16 protein-coding genes are annotated in these 19,055 nt (G+C 64.0%); 10 read left to right on the top strand and 6 right to left on the bottom strand.

Annotated features, from left to right (window positions below; genetic code table 11):
• The first annotated feature begins 76 nt into the window (after positions 1-76).
• From O3656_RS00420 to O3656_RS00430, 3 genes are read left to right on the top strand one after another with little or no spacing between them, the layout of a single operon-like run.
• Positions 77-787 carry a LytR/AlgR family response regulator transcription factor gene (locus tag O3656_RS00420; protein ID WP_500062110.1) on the top strand — a complete coding sequence of 237 codons (711 nt, stop codon included), beginning with the start codon at positions 77-79 and terminating at the stop codon, positions 785-787.
• Position 788: 1 nt separating this feature from the next.
• On the top strand, positions 789-2,147 hold the full coding sequence (locus tag O3656_RS00425; RefSeq protein WP_500062111.1) for a GHKL domain-containing protein: 1,359 nt from the start codon (positions 789-791) through the stop codon (positions 2,145-2,147).
• The gene (locus tag O3656_RS00430; RefSeq protein WP_500062112.1) at positions 2,144-2,665 is read left to right on the top strand and encodes a GNAT family N-acetyltransferase; all 522 of its coding nucleotides are present in this window, start codon (positions 2,144-2,146) and stop codon (positions 2,663-2,665) included. Before O3656_RS00425 ends, O3656_RS00430 begins: the two co-directional genes overlap by 4 nt.
• A gap of 9 nt (positions 2,666-2,674) precedes the next feature.
• Here O3656_RS00430 and O3656_RS00435 read toward each other — a convergent pair whose 3' ends face one another.
• From O3656_RS00435 to O3656_RS00445, 3 genes are read right to left on the bottom strand one after another with little or no spacing between them, the layout of a single operon-like run.
• Positions 2,675-3,685 carry a glycosyltransferase family 2 protein gene (locus O3656_RS00435; protein ID WP_500062113.1) on the bottom strand — a complete coding sequence of 337 codons (1,011 nt, stop codon included), beginning with the start codon at positions 3,683-3,685 and terminating at the stop codon, positions 2,675-2,677.
• A 31-nt stretch (positions 3,686-3,716) separates the two neighbouring features.
• Positions 3,717-4,328 (bottom strand): hypothetical protein, encoded by a 612-nt coding sequence (locus O3656_RS00440; RefSeq protein WP_500062114.1) that lies wholly within the window; start codon positions 4,326-4,328, stop codon positions 3,717-3,719.
• Positions 4,329-4,373: 45 nt separating this feature from the next.
• Positions 4,374-6,833 (bottom strand): glycoside hydrolase family 3 C-terminal domain-containing protein, encoded by a 2,460-nt coding sequence (locus O3656_RS00445; protein ID WP_500062115.1) that lies wholly within the window; start codon positions 6,831-6,833, stop codon positions 4,374-4,376.
• Between the two features lie 204 nt (positions 6,834-7,037).
• Between O3656_RS00445 and O3656_RS00450 the strand changes: the two genes are divergently transcribed.
• The 4 genes from O3656_RS00450 (at position 7,038) to O3656_RS00465 (ending at position 10,003) form a co-directional block, all read left to right on the top strand.
• Positions 7,038-7,937 (top strand): HAD hydrolase family protein, encoded by a 900-nt coding sequence (locus tag O3656_RS00450; protein ID WP_500062116.1) that lies wholly within the window; start codon positions 7,038-7,040, stop codon positions 7,935-7,937.
• On the top strand, positions 7,934-9,196 hold the full coding sequence (locus O3656_RS00455) for an MFS transporter (RefSeq protein WP_500062117.1): 1,263 nt from the start codon (positions 7,934-7,936) through the stop codon (positions 9,194-9,196). The genes O3656_RS00450 and O3656_RS00455 overlap by 4 nt, the downstream gene beginning before the upstream one ends.
• A gap of 106 nt (positions 9,197-9,302) precedes the next feature.
• Positions 9,303-9,533 carry a PTS sugar transporter subunit IIB gene (locus O3656_RS00460; protein ID WP_048674525.1) on the top strand — a complete coding sequence of 77 codons (231 nt, stop codon included), beginning with the start codon at positions 9,303-9,305 and terminating at the stop codon, positions 9,531-9,533.
• A complete protein-coding gene (locus tag O3656_RS00465) occupies positions 9,530-10,003 on the top strand; it encodes a PTS sugar transporter subunit IIA (RefSeq protein WP_500062118.1) in 474 nt (157 codons plus the stop codon). Before O3656_RS00460 ends, O3656_RS00465 begins: the two co-directional genes overlap by 4 nt.
• A gap of 72 nt (positions 10,004-10,075) precedes the next feature.
• On the opposite strand, the gene malQ is transcribed toward O3656_RS00465, so the two are convergent.
• The 3 genes from malQ to ettA all read right to left on the bottom strand — a co-directional run bounded on the left by malQ (position 10,076) and on the right by ettA (position 14,505).
• On the bottom strand, positions 10,076-12,226 hold the full coding sequence (gene malQ / locus O3656_RS00470) for a 4-alpha-glucanotransferase (protein ID WP_500062119.1): 2,151 nt from the start codon (positions 12,224-12,226) through the stop codon (positions 10,076-10,078).
• Between the two features lie 41 nt (positions 12,227-12,267).
• Positions 12,268-12,552: a PTS sugar transporter subunit IIB gene (locus O3656_RS00475; protein WP_500062120.1), complete on the bottom strand. Its 285-nt coding sequence runs from the start codon at positions 12,550-12,552 to the stop codon at positions 12,268-12,270.
• 270 nt (positions 12,553-12,822) lie between these two features.
• Complete coding sequence (gene ettA, locus O3656_RS00480) at positions 12,823-14,505, bottom strand: energy-dependent translational throttle protein EttA (RefSeq protein ID WP_500062121.1); 1,683 nt, start codon at positions 14,503-14,505, stop codon at positions 12,823-12,825.
• A gap of 319 nt (positions 14,506-14,824) precedes the next feature.
• Between ettA and O3656_RS00485 the strand changes: the two genes are divergently transcribed.
• The 3 genes from O3656_RS00485 to O3656_RS00495 are packed head-to-tail and all read left to right on the top strand — an operon-like array spanning position 14,825 to position 19,042.
• Complete coding sequence (locus tag O3656_RS00485; RefSeq protein WP_500062122.1) at positions 14,825-15,709, top strand: biotin--[acetyl-CoA-carboxylase] ligase; 885 nt, start codon at positions 14,825-14,827, stop codon at positions 15,707-15,709.
• Positions 15,696-17,489: an acetyl/propionyl/methylcrotonyl-CoA carboxylase subunit alpha gene (locus O3656_RS00490; RefSeq protein ID WP_500062123.1), complete on the top strand. Its 1,794-nt coding sequence runs from the start codon at positions 15,696-15,698 to the stop codon at positions 17,487-17,489. The genes O3656_RS00485 and O3656_RS00490 overlap by 14 nt, the downstream gene beginning before the upstream one ends.
• Entirely contained in the window at positions 17,486-19,042 is a 1,557-nt protein-coding gene (locus tag O3656_RS00495; RefSeq protein ID WP_500062124.1) for an acyl-CoA carboxylase subunit beta, read from the top strand. Before O3656_RS00490 ends, O3656_RS00495 begins: the two co-directional genes overlap by 4 nt.
• Positions 19,043-19,055: the final 13 nt, after the last annotated feature.

Raw genomic sequence — 19,055 nt, forward strand, 5'->3', positions numbered from 1 at the left:
TGGACTCGCTCAAACAGAGCGGTCACGCTTACTTATTCTTGTATCTATCAACTGATCGATAAGGGAGGGTCGGATCATGGTGCGCATCGCCGTCGTCGAGGACGAGGCACTCTCGCGCCAACTTCTCGCCGACTACCTTGCCCGCTACAGCGAGGAAAACGGCGTCACTTTCGACATCACCTACTTCGAGGACGGCGGGGCGATCATCGGCGGCTACAAGCCGGTGTACGACATCATCTTCATGGATATCCAGATGACGCACGTGGACGGCATGACCGCTGCCCGGGCGATCCGCGAGGTCGATCAGGAGGTCGTCCTCGTGTTCATCACGTCAGCCGCGCAGTTCGCGATTCATGGCTATCAGGTGGGGGCACTGTCCTACCTCATGAAACCCCTGCCGTGGTTCGCGTTCTCACAGGAGCTGTCACGGTGTCTCGAGACCGTCGCCAAGCGGCGCGGCGCCTCGGTCCTCCTTCAGTCGGGCACGTCGACCCACCGCATCGACGTCGCCGACATCGTCTACGTCGAGTCGATCAAGCACCGCCTCGACGTCCACACGACCTCGGGCACCTACTCCATCACCTCCTCGCTCAAAGCGATGGAAGACCAACTGGACGGGCACGATTTCTTCCGGTCGAACTCCTGCTACCTCGTGAACCTTGCCCACGTGCGCGGCGTCGCCGACCAGGAGTGCCTGATGACGGGCGGGGACAGCTTGCGTATCTCCCGGCCTCGGAAGAAGGCGTTCATGACGGCTCTGGCGAGCTTCGCGGGCGGGATCCACTGACGTGTTCGAGTCCCTCCCCGACATTCCGCGCCTGTTCACTGCCCTGGCCGAATGGGGCGCCGCCCTCGTGTATGTCTTCGTCGTCGCGCGCTCGGCGTCGTCGAATGCCCTGAACCCAAACGCCGCTATCCCCCGCTGGCGGCTCGCCGCTGCGGCCGGCGGTGGCCTCGCTGTGCTCGCCGGCGCCCAGGAACTGCTCGGCCGAGCTCCCCTGCCCCTGTGGGTTCCTGGCATGATGACGGCGTACGCCCTCGTGTGGTGTGTGATCCGCGTGGGAACCGCGCTGGACTGGCGCTGGGTGACGCACATGAGCGCACGCGCGTTCATCGTGGCCGAGCTCGCAGCATCCCTCGCCTGGCAGGTCGTCGTCTACTCCCATGCCGACAAACCCTTCTGGCACCCCGCATCCCTCCTCGTATACACCGCGATCTCAGCGACATGCCTGGCCGTCGTCTACTACTTTGAACGCCGCGTCTGCCGCCAGGGAGCGCTTCCCGTCTTGCGCCTGCCTGACCTGGCCTCGGCAGTATTCATCGGCATCACCATCTTTGCCCTGTCCAACCTCAGCTTCGTCTCGACGGCCACCCCATTTTCCGGGCGCGCAGGGTGGGAGGTCTTCTACATCCGCACCCTCGTGGACCTGGCCGGCTACGCGATCCTCTTCGCGCAATTCGAGCGCATCCAGCAGAGCGCGACCGAGCGCGAGCTTGCGTCCATCCAGGCATCGCTGGATGCCCAGCACCATCAGTACCTGGCCGCCAAAGAGGACATGGAACAGGTGGCCCGCGCCCACCACGACCTCAAGCACCAGGTCGAGGCAATTCGCGCGGAGCTGGACCCGGGACGCGCCGCCGCATCGTTTGCCGAGCTCGAGTCTTCGATCGAGCAGATCGGTCAGCAGTACCACAGTGGCAACGCTGTCCTCGACGTTATCCTCACCACGAAGGGGCGCGCGTGCGCAGCCGCCGACATCAATTTCACGGCGGTTGCTGACGGCGCGCTCCTGGGCACCATGTCGTCGATGGATATCGCCACGCTCTTCGGCAATGCGCTTGATAACGCAATCGAGGCCTCGCGCCGCGTCGACGACCCGGCCAAGCGCCTCATTAAACTGGCACTGTTTCGTCAGGGACAGATGGTCGTCATCCGGGTCGACAATTGGTTCGACGGTCGCCTCAACACGGACGCAGGCGGACGCCTGACGACGATCAAGCCCGACACCGTCCGACACGGGTGGGGCGTCAAATCCATCCAGTGGACGGCCCGCAAATACGGCGGGCAAGCCGTCACGGACGTGGCAGACCACTGGTTCACGCTGACGGTTCTTCTCCCGTCCACGAATGCCCAGGAGGACGAATGACGATCATCGACACACCGCGCCTGCGCTTGCGCCCCTGGAGTGATTCCGACGCGCCCGCTCTCTTTGAGTTCGCCCGCCATCCCTGTATCGGGATGCTGTGCGGATGGAAGCCCTACGAGCACATCGACGAGGCTCACGAGGCTCTGTCGACGTTCCTGGCTGCACCCGACAGCTACGCGGTGACGCTCGCGTCGACCGGTGAGCTGATTGGCTCGATCGCGCTGCGCATTGACGCAGACACGACCGATGACACCGTCGCTGACATCGGATACTGGATCGGCGCGCCCTACTGGGGCAACGGTTATGCGACGGAAGCTGGACGTGCCATCATCGACCGCGCGCGGGAGCTGGGCGTGTCGACGATCATCCTGAAGTACTTCGACGGAAACGACGCGTCGCGCCGGGTCTCCGAAAAGCTCGGCTTTGCGTGGCGCAGCCGCGAAGAGGACGTGGAATACCCGCTCATCGGCAAGCGCCTCACCGTCCACCGAACGGAGCTGGCGCTCGCCGCGCGCTGAGGGTGCGTCTCAGTTGAAGCCGAGGACAGCCGCCGCAACCTTATAGCCGCCGCGCACGACCTTCGGGGAGGCGTGGCGCACGAGACCGGCGAGCAGGTCCTGACGCAGGCGATCCGTGGCCTCGGGGTTGATCTGGTCCATGGTCTCCCAGATCTGCTCCTTGAGCGCCAGGTGCTCGGGCGTGCCCGAGAGCTGAGCCATGACCGAGCAGACGACGGCGTTAATGCGCAGGTAGTGGACCATGTAGCGCCACAGCTTGTCCTCGACCTCGGCACGCGGAGGCAGCGCACGGGTCATCGCCTCGTTCACGCGGGCCAGCTGATCGAGGCGCGTGATCATGACCTTCTCGTTGACAGACTGGTCGTCACGGCCGATGAAGTAGTGATACAGGTCCACGTCCAGGTAGCGGATCGTGGAAATGTAGGGCAGCGGCACGAACGAGTACAGGTAGTCCACGTAGAACGTGTGCTCGGGCATGACCAGCCCGGAGGCCCGCACGACCTCGGTGCGCATCGTCAGGGCGTGCATCATGAGGTACTGGTCGTAGCGGCATCGGCGCAGGTCCGCCCAGCCGAAGGTGCGTCCGCGAGGCAGAACGTTGCGGTAGCGGATGACGGCCTTGACCGACTTTCCCTGCTTGTCGTAGACGTAGTTGGTGACGAGCAGATCCAGGTCACGCCCGGCCTCGCGTTCCTCACGCAACAAGTCGAGGACAGCGTTCGTGGCGCGACGGTCCAGCCAGTCATCGGAGTCGACGACGCGCACGTGCGTGCCAGTGGCGGCGGCGAGGCCGGCATTGACGGCGCCGCCGTGGCCCTTGTTCTCTTGATGAATGACCTTCACGGAGGGGTAGCGGGCGGCCCACTCGTCGGCGATCTGCGCGGTAGCGTCCTTCGAACCGTCGTTGACGATGATCGCCTCAAGTTCGTCGCCGTATCCGACGAGCGTCGTGAGCGCCCGGTCGAGGTAATCCTCGGAGTTATAGGCGGGCACAATAACCGTCAGCAGCGGCGCGCTCATGGAGTCTCCTCTCGTGAAGTCTGCCAGTAGTCTACTGTGCCTCGCTGACCCGCGCGTCCTTCTCCGAGGGTTCCTGTTTAAAGATCACCTTAAAGATGGGGAAGAACACCCAGAAGGAGATGGCGGCGTTGATGATCATCGTGATGACATCGGCGAAGGTCTCACCGCCCGCGCCCATCGCCGAAATCGCCCACGCGTAGATCGGGTCTTTGTAGAGAACCTGAAGGGCGGCGGCTGCGATCGTGATAACGACGTAGGCGACTGCGTACCAGAAGGCAGCCTTGCCCACGGAGGAGTTGGATTTGAAGGTGACGTTGCGCTGCGCAAAGAAGTTGATGACCTGCGCGATCAGCAGGGTGATCTCCACGGCGAGGAAATACGCGAGGCCGCCGCCGCCCCCGACCGACATTGATCCTGCCGGGTAGTCGAAGAGGAAGACCGTGTGTCCGTGCGAGACGCCGACGGGCAGGAATTGGAACGCCGTGTCGACGAGATTCGTGTGTGCAAACAACGCCTTAAAGGCAGGCATGAGGATCAGCTGCAGCACCGTGATGCCGTTGGAGAGGATAAAGAAGACGATGAACTGGGCAACCGTCGTGTGTTTGGTTTCGAAGTTCTTCCACCACCGGGAAAGAGCCTGCATGAGTGTTCCTTTACGTCAGTTGGGAGTAACGAGGCCGGGGCCGCGTCATCGGGTCTGGTCGAGTTCGCGCTGGGTAGCCTTGTTGGCGCGGGCGTTGGACAGGTAGCCGAGGGCGGCGCGAGTGAGTCCTCGCAGGGGGTGTCCGTTGACGGCCAGAAGGATCGCGTCCACCATGTCGGGGCTTGCCGCGCCGTTACTCATCTTCGCGATGGCACGGAAAGGCATGTTGAGGACGAAGAGGATGTTGAGGTCCGGGGCCCCCTTCGCGTCGGCCTTGGCTTTCATGGCGTGGAGCCCCCGTCCGGCGACGCGGGCGAGCCAGGTCTTGGCGCGCGTCATCTCGGACAGCGGGTCGGAGGCGACGAGGTCGTCCGCGGGGTGAGCGGTCGGGATCGTCCGTCCCAGGAGGATCGCGAACTCGCCGTTGGTGATGCCTGCGACGTCCGCGCTCAGGTAGTGGCCGAGGGCCGGGTCGATCGGCGAGGGCGTGGTTCCTTCGACCTCGAGCGTGGCACTCAGCGGCGTGTCGGAGACGTTGCGTCCCACGTGGATCGTCCAGGTTCCCGCCTCGGTTTCCCACGCTGCGCGCGACGTCTCCCAGTGCCGGAACGTGTAGCGGTCGAAGGGAATCGTGACGCTCACCGATGCTCCGGCGCCAACCTCGACTTTTGCGAAACCCTTGAGCTCGCGGGCGGGGCCGAACACGCCGCCGGGAGCGCTGACGTAGAGCTGGACGACCTCGGCACCGTCGCGCGTGGAGGTGTTGGTGACCGTGAGGGTCGCGCCCTCCTGGTTCACCTGGAGGTCGGAGTACTCAAAACGCGAGTACGACAGGCCGTAGCCGAAGGGGAATGCAACGTCGATGCCTGCGGTCGTGAAGTAGCGGTAGCCGACGAAGGGGCCTTCGCGGTAGTAGGACAGCGGCCCGGTCGCCGGGTACCATGCGGCGGAAGGGTGGTCCTCGTAGGAGAGCGCGTACGTTTCGGCCAGGCGCCCCGACGGATTGACCACGCCGGTGAGGACGTCGAGCATCGCGGCGGCGCCTCCCTGCCCGGTCAGGTAACCGTTGACGAGCGCGGGCACGGACGAGGCCCACGGCATCTCGACGCTGGCACCACCGGTCAGGACGACGACGGTGCGCGGATTCGCTGCGGCGACGGCCTCGATGAGGCGATCCTGGCCCTCGGGCAGGCGCATGTGGGGACGGTCCAGTCCCTCGGATTCGGCCAGCTCGTCGAGACCTACGTAAACAAGCGCTACGTCAGCGCGCTCGGCGAGGGCCACGGCCTCGGCGATGAGAGCGTCGCTCGTGCCGCCATGGCGCTCATAACCGCGGGCGTACCCGGTGAGAACGAGGCCTCGGGCATCCTCTCCCTGCGCTTCGAGCAGCTCGCGCGGAGACTCGATGCGCGTGGGGTTGACCTGGGAGGAACCCGATCCCTGGAAGCGCGGTGTATCCGCAAGATCGCCGATGAGCGCAACGCTCGTGCCCGCGCTCAGCGGCAGAAGGTCGCCCTCGTTGCGCAGGAGCGTGATCGCCTCAGAGGCAATACGCGTAGCCAACTGATGGTGCTCGTCGAGGTCGTAGGGAGTGGGCGCAGGCAGGCCAGTACTCGCGCTCGCGACGTTGAGGACCTCCTGGGCACGCGCGTAGACGTCGACCGCATCCAATTCTCCAACCTCAACCGCCTCGACGATCTGACGCGCACCAGCAAGGCCGGGAGCGGGCATCTCGAGGCTACCACCGGCGCGCACCGCTGCGACGGCGCTGTTCGAACCACCCCAATCGGAGACGACCATGCCGTCAAAACCCCACTCAGTGCGCAGGATGTCGGTGAGCAGGTGCTTGTTCTCGTGGGCGTAGGTACCGTTGACGAGGTTGTAGGAGCTCATGATCACCCGTGGCTTCGCACTTCGGCACACGGTCTCGAAGCCGGTCAAGTAGATCTCGCGCATCGTGCGCTCATCCACGATGGAATCCGAGGCCATGCGGCGCAGTTCCTGAGAGTTGACAGCGAAGTGCTTGGGGCAGGCGGCGGTTCCCGTCGATTGAATTCCCTGGACGAGGCCCGCTGCCATGCGTCCTGCAAGGATCGGATCCTCGGAGAAGTACTCGAAGTTACGTCCGCACAGGGGCGAGCGCTTGATGTTGAGGCCCGGGCCGAGCAGGACGTCGACGCCGAGTCCCCGCGCCTCCAGTCCGAGTGCCTCGCCCATCTCGCGGGCCAGGTCAGGATTCCAGGTGGCTGCAACGGCCGACGCAGTCGGGAAACAGGTCGCCTTCTCAGACTCCGCGATGCCCAGGTGGTCGGCGTCGCCAAGCTGGCGGCGCACGCCGTGCGGGCCATCACTCATGACAAAGGAAGGGACATTCGCAGCGGGGATCGCGCGCGAGTCCCAGGCGCTCGATCCCGACAAAAGAGCCGCCGCCTGCAGCAGCGTCAGGTCATTAGCGTCGCTCAGTGCTTGGTGTTCCATCGTCGTGAACTGCCTTTCATGCTCCATCGCGGGTGTCATCAATGACTCTAGTGTGTGCCTTCGCTGCGCTGAGCAACCGACCATGCGCATGATTTGTCGTTTGCGGGCCGTGTTCTGCACATCCGAGGGCTTGTCGTTTGCGGGCCGTGTTCTGCACATCCGAGGGCTTGTCGTTTGCGGGCCGTGTTCTGCACATCCGAGGGCTTGTCGTCCCTGAGATAAGATTGCTCTATGACGAACACCGACGGTTCTGCACAGGCATGCAACGAGGCTGACTCTCCCCGCGCGGTCTTCGTCGACATCGACGGAACGCTGTGCGATTCGCGCCAGCGCATCCCGCGCTCAGCGATCGACGCTCTGCACGAGGTCCGGAGCAACGGACACCGCCTCTTTGCCTGCACAGGACGCTCGGCACCCGAAGTTTACCCACGCTTCTGGGACGTCGGTTTCGAAGGGATCGTCGGCGGTGCCGGCGGATACGCCTCTGTCGGGAATCAGGTCCTGGTCGATGAGCGCATGCCACGCGACCACGTCGAGGCCTTGACTACCCTGTGGGAGGAGCTCGACGCCTTCTACATCTGGCAGGGTCCGGACCAGATGGGCCCGTCGGAGGGGTATCTCGACTTTTTCGTCCCCAGGGCTGGCAAATACCCCGAGGACTGGATCGAATACGCCCAGTCCATCACGCCCTTCATCGTCGACATCGGCAGCGGTACCTTCACGAAGGTCACTGCGTACGTGCCGCCCGAGAAGGCATCGTTGGAGCGGGTGACGGCCGCACTCCCCGCCGGCTACCGTGCGATTATCGGCTCGGTGGGAGCAGCAGGATACGTGCCTTTCGAAGTCGTCCCCGCCCACTTGTCGAAGGCAGTCGGAATCAGCGCGGTCTGCGAATATGTCGGCATTCCCCGCTCCCGCACCGTCGCACTCGGCGACTCCAACAACGACATCGAGGCCGTGGAAACCGCCGCGCTCGGCATCAGCATCGGGAACGGATGCGAGGACCTCGTGAAGGCCGCAAACATCGTCGCCCCCAGCGTCTCCGAAGATGGACTCGCGTGGGCTCTGCGTGCCGCCGGGCTGACTGAACGTGACCACACGAGGGGCTCCGGCCTCGGCGATACGCAGTGAGCGGATCACTGCAGCGCTGGCTGCACCATCCCCTCACCCGCAACTCCGCCTTCATGCACCTGTGGGCGGGCCAAACTGCGGCGCAAGTGGGCTTCCAGGTCGGTACTCTCGCAACGTCTGCGATCGCGATTACCGTCCTTCATGCGAGCGAAACGCAGATCGGCGTCCTCTCCGGCCTGCAGACGCTGGCCTTCCTCATCGTCGGACTCCCCGCGGGCGCGTGGGTGGACGGCTGGCGCAAGCGCCACGTCATGATCGCGGCGAACCTTGCGCGCATCGCCGCGCTCGTCTCCATCCCGACTGCCTACGCTTTTTTCTCTCTCACCATCGCCCACCTCATGGTCGTCGCCGCACTCCTCGGCCTGTCCACCGTCTTCTTCGACGTCGCCTATCAGTCCTACGTGCCCATGATCGCCTCAAAACGCTACATCGGAGCCGCGAACGGACGCCTCGAGGCCTCCTACCAGGTGGGGCGCGCGGGCGGGCCGGGCTTGGGCGGCTGGCTCCTCGGCGTCCTCGCCCCTCCCCTGGCCTACCTGCTGACGGCATCGACCTATGTGTGCTCGACGTGGGCGATCTGGCGCATCCGTACCCCCGAACCACGTCCCGCCCACTCCGATGCGTCACTTCGTTCTCAGATTGTCGAAGGACTGTCCTTCGTGCGCGGACAACGCCTCCTCTTTCCGCTCTTCTCCTGCATCGCATGCGCAGCATTCGCGGGGGCAGGCATCCAGGTCCTCCTACCCATCCTGGTCCTGCGAACCCTCGGCATGAGCGCCACGCAGCTCGGCCTGTTACTGAGCGCGGGCGCGCTCGGCGGTATCCTCGGTGCTCTCACGAGGTCGGCGTGGATCACGCGCTTGGGAATCGGGCGCTGCATCGTCATCACGAACATCGTTGGTGTTTCAGCACTCCTTGCCCAACCCGCATCCGTCCACGTCCCGGTCGCCGCCGCGTGGGTCATCGCCTGCTCCGGCGTCGTCTCGTCGTATTTCATCACGATCTACAACGTCACCCAGATGAGTCTGCGCCAGGAAATCTGCCCGCCCGACATGCTCGGACGAATGAACGCGATCTTCCGCTTCGCAGTCTGGGGAGTCATGCCCCTCGGATCCTTCGTCGCGGGCATCATCGCGTCATGGGTGGGCGTCGAGGCAACCATGTACATCTTCACCGCAGCGTCGATCGCGGCGGGCATCGCCATGGGCTTCACACCTGCAGCACGCATTCGAGGAACGAGCGCCGCCGACGCCTCATAATGTGACGCGCTCGGTAGGCGCAAGAGTGTCTATTCACGCACCGTCGCGATACCATAAGTGTGAGGCAAACCGCAGCGGTTTGGGTCATTGAGCCAAGGAGGACACCATGGACACCGCAACGACCATCATCGAAGCCCTGGGCGGCTGGGACAACATCTCCAACTTGGAAGCGTGCATCACGCGCATCCGCCTCGACGCGGCCAACACCGACCTCATCGATGAGGCGAAGCTGCGCGAGGCCGGTGCCTTCGACGTCGTCATCGTCGGCGATGCCGTCCAGGTCGTCATGGGCCCCGACTCTGAGGACCTCGTCGAGCAGATGAACGCGAGCCGGTGAGCTTCCTCGTCCACGCACCTTTCGCCGCACACATCCTGCCACTCAGCGACGTACCTGACCCCGTCTTTGCCAGTGGCGTTGTTGGAGATGGCCGCGCGCTTCTTCCCGATGCCGACGCATCGTGCATCACGGTGTGCTCCCCCATCGCCGGCGTCGTCACCAAGCTCAAGTCACACGCTGCGATCGTTACCTCGACGCGCGGGGTCTCCATCCTCATCCATCTGGGGATCGATACTGTGGGACTGCGCGGAAAGGGTTTCGCGCCCCTCGTCGATGAGGGAGACATCGTCGACGTCGGCAGGCCCCTCATCCACTGGGACCTCGCCCCCGTCCAGGAGGCGCATCTCTCCCCCTGCGTGCCCGTCATCGTCGTGAACCCGTCCGGCGTACACGTGCGACCTGAATACAACGCGGAAAGCTGCGCGGTGGGCGCACTCGTTCCTTTGTTCTCAACTCCAGACGGAGAGTGATCACCGCTCCAACGAATGGTCCCCGCGACTCTTTCGAGTCGCGGGGACCATTCGCAGGGACGCTGGGCTGCGTCAGTTGACGCTACCGCGGAGCAAAGCGAACAACGACGTGAGGCGCTCATCCGTGGGCAGCTCCTCGATCGCGACCTCGTCGCCGTCAGAGTCGCACAGCGGCACGCACCAGTTCGGGTACTGATCGGCGCCCGTGCCCGGCATATTCTGCGGGCGCACATCCCCAACCGCGTCGACGAGCGAAGCGACGACGAGCTTTGACGGGGTCCGCGCGACGTATCGATACAGGCCCTCAACGGTCTCGCGCTCGCTGGGCTGGGCACCGTCAACGCAACCGTACTCAAGCAGGCGTGCATTGATCTGCTCTAGCTCAAGGCGATCACCGGCGCGCACCGTCTCAATATCATCCGTCAGCAGACCGAGCTCGGAACGCAGGGTCGTCTGAATGCCACGAATGTAGCCGAGCGTCGGCGGCAGGTCATGGATATTGACGGCTGCCAGCGCCCGGTCACGGTAGTGCTCGGGACGCAGCGGCCAGCCGCCACCTTCCTTCTCGAACCACACGACTGACGTGCCCAGGACTCCGCGCTCACGCAGGTAGTCACGCACCCACGGCTCGACCACGCCGAGATCCTCGCCAATAACGACGGCACCCGCGCGCTGAGCCTCCAGCAGGATAACGCCCATCATGGCCTCGTGGTCGTAGTACACGTAGGTACCCTCGGTGGCGGCGCACCCCTCCGGGATCCACCACAGGCGGAACATACCCAGGATGTGGTCGATACGCACGGCACCCGCGTTGGCCAGGGCGGCGCGGACCATGTCGCGCAGCGGCAGGTAGCCCGACTCGGCAAGGCTCCGCGGCGACCACGGCGGCTGCGACCAGTTCTGTCCCTGCTGGGAGTAGACGTCCGGCGGAGCACCCACGCTCATGCCGCTGGCAAAGAGCTCGGGACGGCTCCACTTTTCGGAACCGTAGGGATGCACGCCGACGGCCAGGTCAGCCATGACACCGATCTCCATGCCAACCTCGCGGGCCACATGCTGCGCATGCTCGAGCTGCTCGGCGACGACCCACTGGCACCACTGGTAGAAGTCAACGCGGTCGGCCAGCTCGAGTCGCTCAAGTTCGACGCGAGGCGCGGAGGAACGGGCCAGGTCCTCGGGCAACTCGATCGTGCCTTCGCGCTCAACGAGGGCGCACCACAGCGCGTAGTTGGAAAGCTCCGAGCCGCCACGCTCAATGAAGTGATCCAGCTGGCTCTGGCGGTGATACGAGCGAGGAGCCGCAAAGATCAGTTCGAGCGCCTTGCGCTTGGCCTCCCACGAACAATCACGATCGATCAGGTCCTCGCGACTGTCGAACTGACGGGTCTCATCACTCAGCTGCTCGATAGCATCGCGTGAGGCCTGCGGCAGGGATGAGAACTCCTCAATGTCCTCGGGGCGGATGTAGATCGGGTTAAGCCAGCGGCGCGATACCGGCAGGTACGGCGACGTTTCCAGCGGAGAAACAGGCTGGGATGCGTGTACCGGATTGATGAGCAGGAAGTCCGCGCCCTTGTCAGCACAGATAGCTGCCAGGTCAGCCAGATCGGTGGCGTCACCGATGCCCCACGAGGAGGCCGAGCGCGTCGAGTACAGCTGAGCGTTGACGCCCCACACGCGGCGCGAGGACTCCAGGAGCGGCAGCGAGAGCGTGTTGGGAACGATGATCAGGGTCGCAGACTCGACGCGCCCACCCTCAACAGTGGCGACGAGGCGGTGCCAGCCCAGCGGCAGCCAGTGAGGGACATCGAAGGTCGCGCGACCCACGAGCTCACCGTCGATCATGCGGGGCGGGACGTAGCGATCCACCTGATCACACGCGCCCTTGCGACCGTCTTCGAGCACCCACTGGACGTTCACCCATGAACCGTCTGGCACGTGCACCGGGAAGAGGTACCCGCCGCCCTGGCGGGCGACGATCGTCGGAGGGAGGGTACGACGCCATTCGCGCTCGTCGGTGATGCGCAGCGCCTCATGCACATCCCCCACCGTGGAGGATTCGTCGAGGGGCAGTCCGAGGGCGCCGAGAACCTTCAGTAGTGTGGACGCGCTGACGCCCACCCAATTCCCATACCAGTCCCAGAAGCCGGTTGCGACGCCGTTGGCATCGGCGATACGGCGCAGCTCTTCGATGTTGTCAGATGCGGGAGCGTGAATATCCACAGAAAAGCCTTCTACGTTGCGGGCTGATAACACATTTAATTCTAGGCGTGGACTCGCTGAGACAGAGTCTCCGTGGACGTGTCATGGGCCACGCCTGAGAGGATCGCGATCATTGCAGCAGCGACATCGTCCGACTGTGCGCCACACACGATCTGGACAACATCACCAGAACGCACGACGGCAAGAACGCCATCCACGCGCAGCGCAGCCTCGTCGACGTCTCTCTGAGACTTCACCTGAATTCGGATGCGCATCGTGCAGGGTTCGACCTCGACAATATTGAGGTGTCCACCCAGCGCGTCGATAAGCGTTTGTTCAATCGCCATCGGAGCCCCTTTCGCGCGGTCGGATATTTGCGATACGTGTCACATAGTAGATGTGACCTGCGCAAAAGGCAAGTGGCATCCGCTACATGAGCAAATATCCGCCGATCGCCCGTGACAGAGGCGAAAGTTCCTGCAAGCAGCTACAATCACCCACCCTGTCAATCTCGCTTCTCGCAGATTGACACCATCAGGACTTCGCGCGTGCCTACTCAACATACAACCGGGGGAGGACCTTTCGGCCCTCCCCCGCAGTCATGTGCGTCGCGCAGATCAGTCGCGCGTCAGCTTGCGATGCGTCACGCGATGCGGATTCGCCGCCGCCTCGCCGAGGCGCGCGACCTTATTCTTCTCGTACGCCTCGAAGTTGCCCTCGAACCAGTACCACTTGTCCGGATGCTCCTCGGTGCCCTCCCACGCCAGGATGTGGGTGGCGACACGGTCGAGGAACCAGCGGTCGTGAGTAATAACAACGGCACAGCCGGGGAACGCCAGGAGGGCGTTTTCCAGCGAGCTGAGGGTCTCAACATCCAGGTCATTCGTGGGCTCGTCGAGCAGGAGGAGGTTGCCACCCTGTTTAAGGGTGAGAGCCAGGTTCAGACGGTTGCGCTCACCACCGGAGAGGACACCGGACGGCTTCTGCTGATCGGGACCCTTGAAACCAAAGGCGGAGACATAGGCCCGCGAGGGCATTTCCACGTTACCCACCTGGATGAAGTCCAGGCCGTCGGAGACAACCTCCCACACCGTCTTCTCAGGGTCAATGCCGGCGCGCGTCTGGTCAACGTAGCTGATCTTGACGGTCTCGCCGATCGTCAGCTCGCCGCCATCAAGGGGCTCAAGGCCAACAATTGTCTTGAACAGCGTGGTCTTACCAACGCCGTTCGGGCCGATGATGCCGACGATACCGTTGCGTGGCAGCGAGAAGGACAGACCGTTGATGAGGGAGCGGTCGCCGAAGCCCTTGCGAAGATCCTTGGCCTCGATGACGACGCTACCCAGGCGCGGACCCGGCGGAATCTGGATTTCCTCGAAGTCAAGCTTGCGCGTGCGCTCGGCCTCGGCCGCCATCTCCTCGTAGCGAGCCAGACGGGCCTTCGACTTGGCCTGGCGCCCCTTTGCGTTGGAGCGCACCCACTCGAGTTCTTCCTTCAGACGCTTGGCAAGCTTGGCATCCTTCTGCCCCTGAACCTCGAGACGCTTTTCCTTCGTCTCCAGGTAGGTGGAGTAGTTGCCCTCGTAGGGGTACAGGTGACCGCGGTCAACCTCAGCGATCCAGCCGGCAACATGGTCAAGGAAGTAACGATCGTGGGTCACCGCAATGACCGCACCCGGGTAGGACGCAAGGTGCTTTTCGAGCCAGAGCACACTCTCGGCGTCGAGGTGGTTGGTGGGCTCGTCGAGCAGGAGCAGGTCGGGGGCCTCAATGAGGAGCTTGCACAGCGCCACGCGGCGACGTTCACCACCGGAGAGCACGGAGACAGGCTGGTCCGGGGGCGGGCAGCGCAGCGCATCCATAGCCTGGTCGAGCTGAGAATCGATATCCCACGCATTGGCAGCATCAATCTCGGTCTGCAGCTTGCCCATTTCCTCCATGAGCGCATCGAAGTCCGCGTCAGGATTCGCCATCTCTTCGGAAATCTCATTGAAGCGCGCGAGCTTAGCGAAAATATCGGCAGCGCCCATACGAACGTTTTCGATGACGGTCTTCGTGTCGTCGAGGATGGGCTCCTGCATCAGAATGCCGACCGTATAGCCGGGGGTCAGACGGGCCTCGCCATTGCTGGGCTCATCCAGGCCAGCCATGATCTTCAGGATCGAGGACTTACCGGCACCATTGGGGCCGACCATACCGATCTTGGCGCCTGGGAAGAAGCTCATGGTGACATCGTCGAGGATGACCTTGTCACCGATGGCCTTGCGAGCCTTGATCATCTGATAAATAAACTCCGCCACGTTACTCCGTTCGGGTGGTTCGAGGCGCGCCCTCGCGCGCGTGTTCACCCCTATGGTACCGACCCGGTACGGGCCGATGAGCCGCACAGTGGGATGCAGGGGTCGGTGATCCTCATCTCAGCGCACTATTTCGCGGATTTCCCGCCTTCCGCTTTCCGCAAGGGTTACGCGATGGTTACGGATCCGTAGTGATTTGTCGAAAACTATTCCAATTTTTTAAAAAACGCATGCGTAGGTTTGATTTTTAAGACAAACTTTTAAGTATCGGGGGACGAGTGCCTCCACTGTCAAACAGCATCACCCGGAGGGAGGAACGCCGTTGAATACGCCCGAACGTATCACCATCGACGGTACCAGTGCGCCGATCTATCACGTCCACTGCACCCCCTCGACAAACGATCTCGCGGCCAGTCTCCTCACCGATACCGCGACACCCACCCCGCATCTCACAACAATCATCGCCGATTGCCAAAGCGCCGGGCGTGGCCGCCTCGGACGGACGTGGATAGCCCCCGAGGGGGAGGCCATCCTCGCGTCCACCGTCGTTTCCCTGCCTACCTCGGTTCCCACCGATCAACTCGGATGGCTCGTGTACGCCTGCGGCCTGGCTGTTCGCGATGCGCTCGCGCGCCGACTCGAACCTCTCGGCCACAGTGTCTGCCTGAAATGGCCCAACGACGTCCTCGTCGATGGAGAACGCAAAATCTGTGGAATCCTCGCCCAGCTCGCACCGGCCTCGTCCCCGTTCACGACCGCGATCATCCTCGGCTACGGTATCAACGTTGCCCAACGCCCCGATAACCTCGCCACCGAGCAAGCCACCTCTCTGTACGCCGAAGGTGACGACGAGGCAGCCCAGGCAACTGACGCTGTCATACATGCCGTCCTTGCCGACGTGCTCTCCGGACTAGAGAAGCGGATCCGTGCACTTATTGCCCGCGGAAACGCCCACGACAGCGGACTCGCCAAGGAAGCCGCAAGCGCCCTGCCGCTCCTCGGCCGCCGTATTGCGCTCGCGGAGCCGACGGACCCCAGCGGCCACGTGGCACTCGAAGGAGAGGCAGTGTCGCTATCGTCGACCGGTTCCCTCCTCGTGCGCACGGATGACGGTCACACTCACGACATCAACGCCGGCGACGTCCTGGCTACCGGAATACCTCTGACAATCGCTCACGACACCAAGGAGAAGCGTGCGAACAATTAATCGAATCCTCGTCGCCAACCGTGGAGAAATCGCTCTGCGCGTGTGCCGCACGGCCACGGATATGGGCATCTCGACGATCGCTGTCTACGCTGATCAGGACATGGCCGCACCCCACACGCGCGAGGCCGACGAGGCGCTGTCCCTGGGCGGCGACGATGCTGCGTCGACGTACCTGAACGGTGAGAAAATCCTGGCGATTGCGCTAGAGACGGGTGCGGATGCGATTCACCCGGGCTACGGATTCCTCTCGGAGAACTCCGAATTCGCGCGCGCCGTCGAGGATGCCGGCATTGCGTGGCTCGGCCCCGCCTCCGACGTCATTGATGCGCTGGGTGACAAGATCAAGGCGCGTCGCGTCGCCGAGGAGTGCGGCGTTGCGCCGGTTCCCGGCGTGTCCGAACCCGTGACCTCGCGCGAGGAAGTTGAGGCATTCATCGCCTCCGCCGGTTACCCCGTGGTGCTCAAGCGAGCCGACGGCGGCGGCGGCCGAGGCATCAGCATCATCCGCTCGCAGGCTGACTTGGACCTGTTCTTTGCTCGTCACACGGACGCCGCCGACCTGGGCGCTCACTTCGTCGAGCGCTTCGTCGAGGTCGCCCGTCACGTGGAGACCCAGTCGGCGCGCGACTCGCTGGGAAACTTCCACGTCATCTCTACCCGTGACTGCTCCGTGCAGCGCCGCAACCAGAAGCTGGTCGAGGAGGCGCCCGCGCCATTCCTGCCCGAGGGTGCGCACGAAACGCTCGTGAACGCGTCGCGCGCGCTCTTCGAGCACGTGAACTACGTCGGCGTGGGCACGGTCGAGTTCCTCCTGGAGCCCGACGGCAGCATCTGGTTCCTCGAGGTCAACCCGCGCCTGCAGGTCGAGCACCCCGTCTCCGAAGAAGTCACGGGCATCGACCTGGTGCGCGAGCAGATTCGCATCGCGCAGGGACTGCCGCTCACCACTCCCCCGGAGCCGCGCGGCCACTCCTTCGAGTTCCGCGTCACCTCCGAGGATCCCTCGAAAGACCTCACCCCCACCGCCGGTCGCCTCGATGAGGTGCACTGGCCCCTGGGACCCGGCATCCGCCTCGAACTGGGTATCGATGAGGGCGATTCGGTCCAGACGGCCTTCGACTCGATGATCGCCAAGATCATCGTGACGGGTGCGGACCGGGAGCAGGCTCTCGCTCGCTCGCGCCGCGCGCTGGCCGAGTTCTCGGTGCAGGGCGTAGCCACCCCGGTGCCCGTTTACCAGGACATCATCAACGATCCCGACTTCTGCGGCGTGGGCGGATTCAACGTCTCGACGCGGTGGTTCGAGACGACGTTCATGCCCCAGCACGACTATTCGGATCTGGCGGTGCCGGCCGAGGCCTCGTCGACTGCTGATCTGCCCCGTCAGACCTACATCATCGAGCTGGACGGACGCCGGGTGTCCCTGACGCTGCCGGCGGGCATGTTTAACGCCCCGGCGGCTCGTGCCCCGCGCCCACCCCAGCCGCTGCGCTCAGCCCCGCGCCGCGCAGGCGCATACGCCGTGCAGGCCGGGCCTCACCAGGGTGCCCCCGGCGACATCGTCGCCCCCATGCAGGCCATCGTCGTTGCCCTGGCCGTCTCCGAGGGCGACCAGGTCGAGGAAGGCCAGCTCGTGGCCGTCCTCGAGGCCATGAAGATGGAAAAGCCGCTTCTCGCTCCCCGCGCGGGCACCGTTACCTCCCTGTCGATCAAGCAGGGTGACACCGTGACCGCGGGAAGTCGCATCGCCCACATCGCTACCGAAGAGGAGGCACGATGAGCACACCCAGTCCGCTCACGCGTGACGGGTTCATTCAGGCCCAAGACGCAATCGCGCAGGCCGCCGAAGAGAAGGCCGCGCAGCGCCAGCACGCCAAGAAGAAGCTGACGGCCCGCGAGCGCCTGTCTCTGTTCTTTGACGATGGCGTGTGGCACGAGGTCGGTCAGTTCATCGGTGGTTCGGTGCGTGAGGGCCGTATCGGTTCTGCGGTCGCGGCTGGTTACGGTCGCGTCCAGGGTCGTATGGTCGCTGCCTACGCTCAGGATTTCTCGGTTCTCGGTGGCACGCTGGGTAAGGTCGAGGGCGATAAGATCGTCGATCTGATTGACCGGGGTATTCGGATGCGTATTCCGATCGTCGGCATTCAGGATTCGGGCGGCGCCCGCATCCAGGAGGGCGTCGTCGCTCTGGCGCAGTACGGCCGCATTTTCAAGAAGACGTGCGAGGCCTCGGGTCTGGTTCCCCAGATTTCGATCATTCTGGGTCCGTGCGCCGGTGGTGCCGTGTATCAGCCTGCCCTCACCGACTTCATCGTGATGACGCGCGAGAACTCGCACATGTTTGTGACGGGTCCGGATGTCGTCGCGGCGACGACCGGCGAGAAGGTCACGCTCGATGAGCTGGGTGGCGCGGCGATTCACAACTTCCAGTCGGGCGTCGCGCACCACATGGCGGACACGGAGGAAGAGGCGATCGACTACGTGCGTTCGCTCCTCGACTACCTGCCGTCCTCGTGCGAGGTTGCGCCTCCCAAGTATGAGTACATTCCCAATCCCGAGGACGAGGCGGCGGCACGCGCGGTTGCAGAGCTGGTTCCGACCTCGGCGCGTCAGCCGTACGACGTGCGCGACGTGGTGCGTTCCCTTGTGGACCACGGCGAGTACGTGGAGATTCAGGACCTGTTCGCTCCCAACGTGACGATCGGTTTCGCGTGCGTCGATGGCCAGTCGGTGGGCATCGTGGCCAACCAGCCGATGAACGATGCGGGCACGCTCGACGTGGATGCTTCTGAGAAGGCTGCTCGTTTCGTTCGTTTCTGCGATGCCTTCGGTCTGCCGATCGTGACCTTCGTGGATGTTCCCGGCTACCGCCCGGGTACCGAGCAGGAGCAGGCGGGCATCATCCGCCGCGGCGCAAAGGTGATTGTGGCCTATGCGAACGCGACCGTCCCGATGGTGACCGTCATCCTGCGCAAGGCCTACGGCGGCGCGTACATCGTCATGGGTTCGAAGTCGATCGGCGCGGACCTGGCGTACGCATGGCCGGACGCGCAGATCGCGGTCATGGGTGCCGAGGGCGCGGCGTCGATCATGTACCGTCGCGAACTCGCTGCCGCCCGCGAGAACGGCACCTTCGAAGAGACGAAGGCCGAGCTGGTTGCCCGCTACGAGGAGGAAACCGTCAATCCCGAGGTTTCCGTGTCCTCCGGTCAGCTCGACGGCATCATCGCCCCCGCCGATACCCGACAGACCATCATCGATTCCCTGCACCTGCTGGTCTCCAAAGACCAGCGTGCACCCCACGTCAAGCGTCACGACAACGGTCCTCTGTGACCGGAGCCGTTTG

The organism is Pauljensenia sp. 27098_8_83, assembly GCF_041432695.1.
Classification (GTDB): Bacteria; Actinomycetota; Actinomycetes; order Actinomycetales; family Actinomycetaceae; genus Pauljensenia.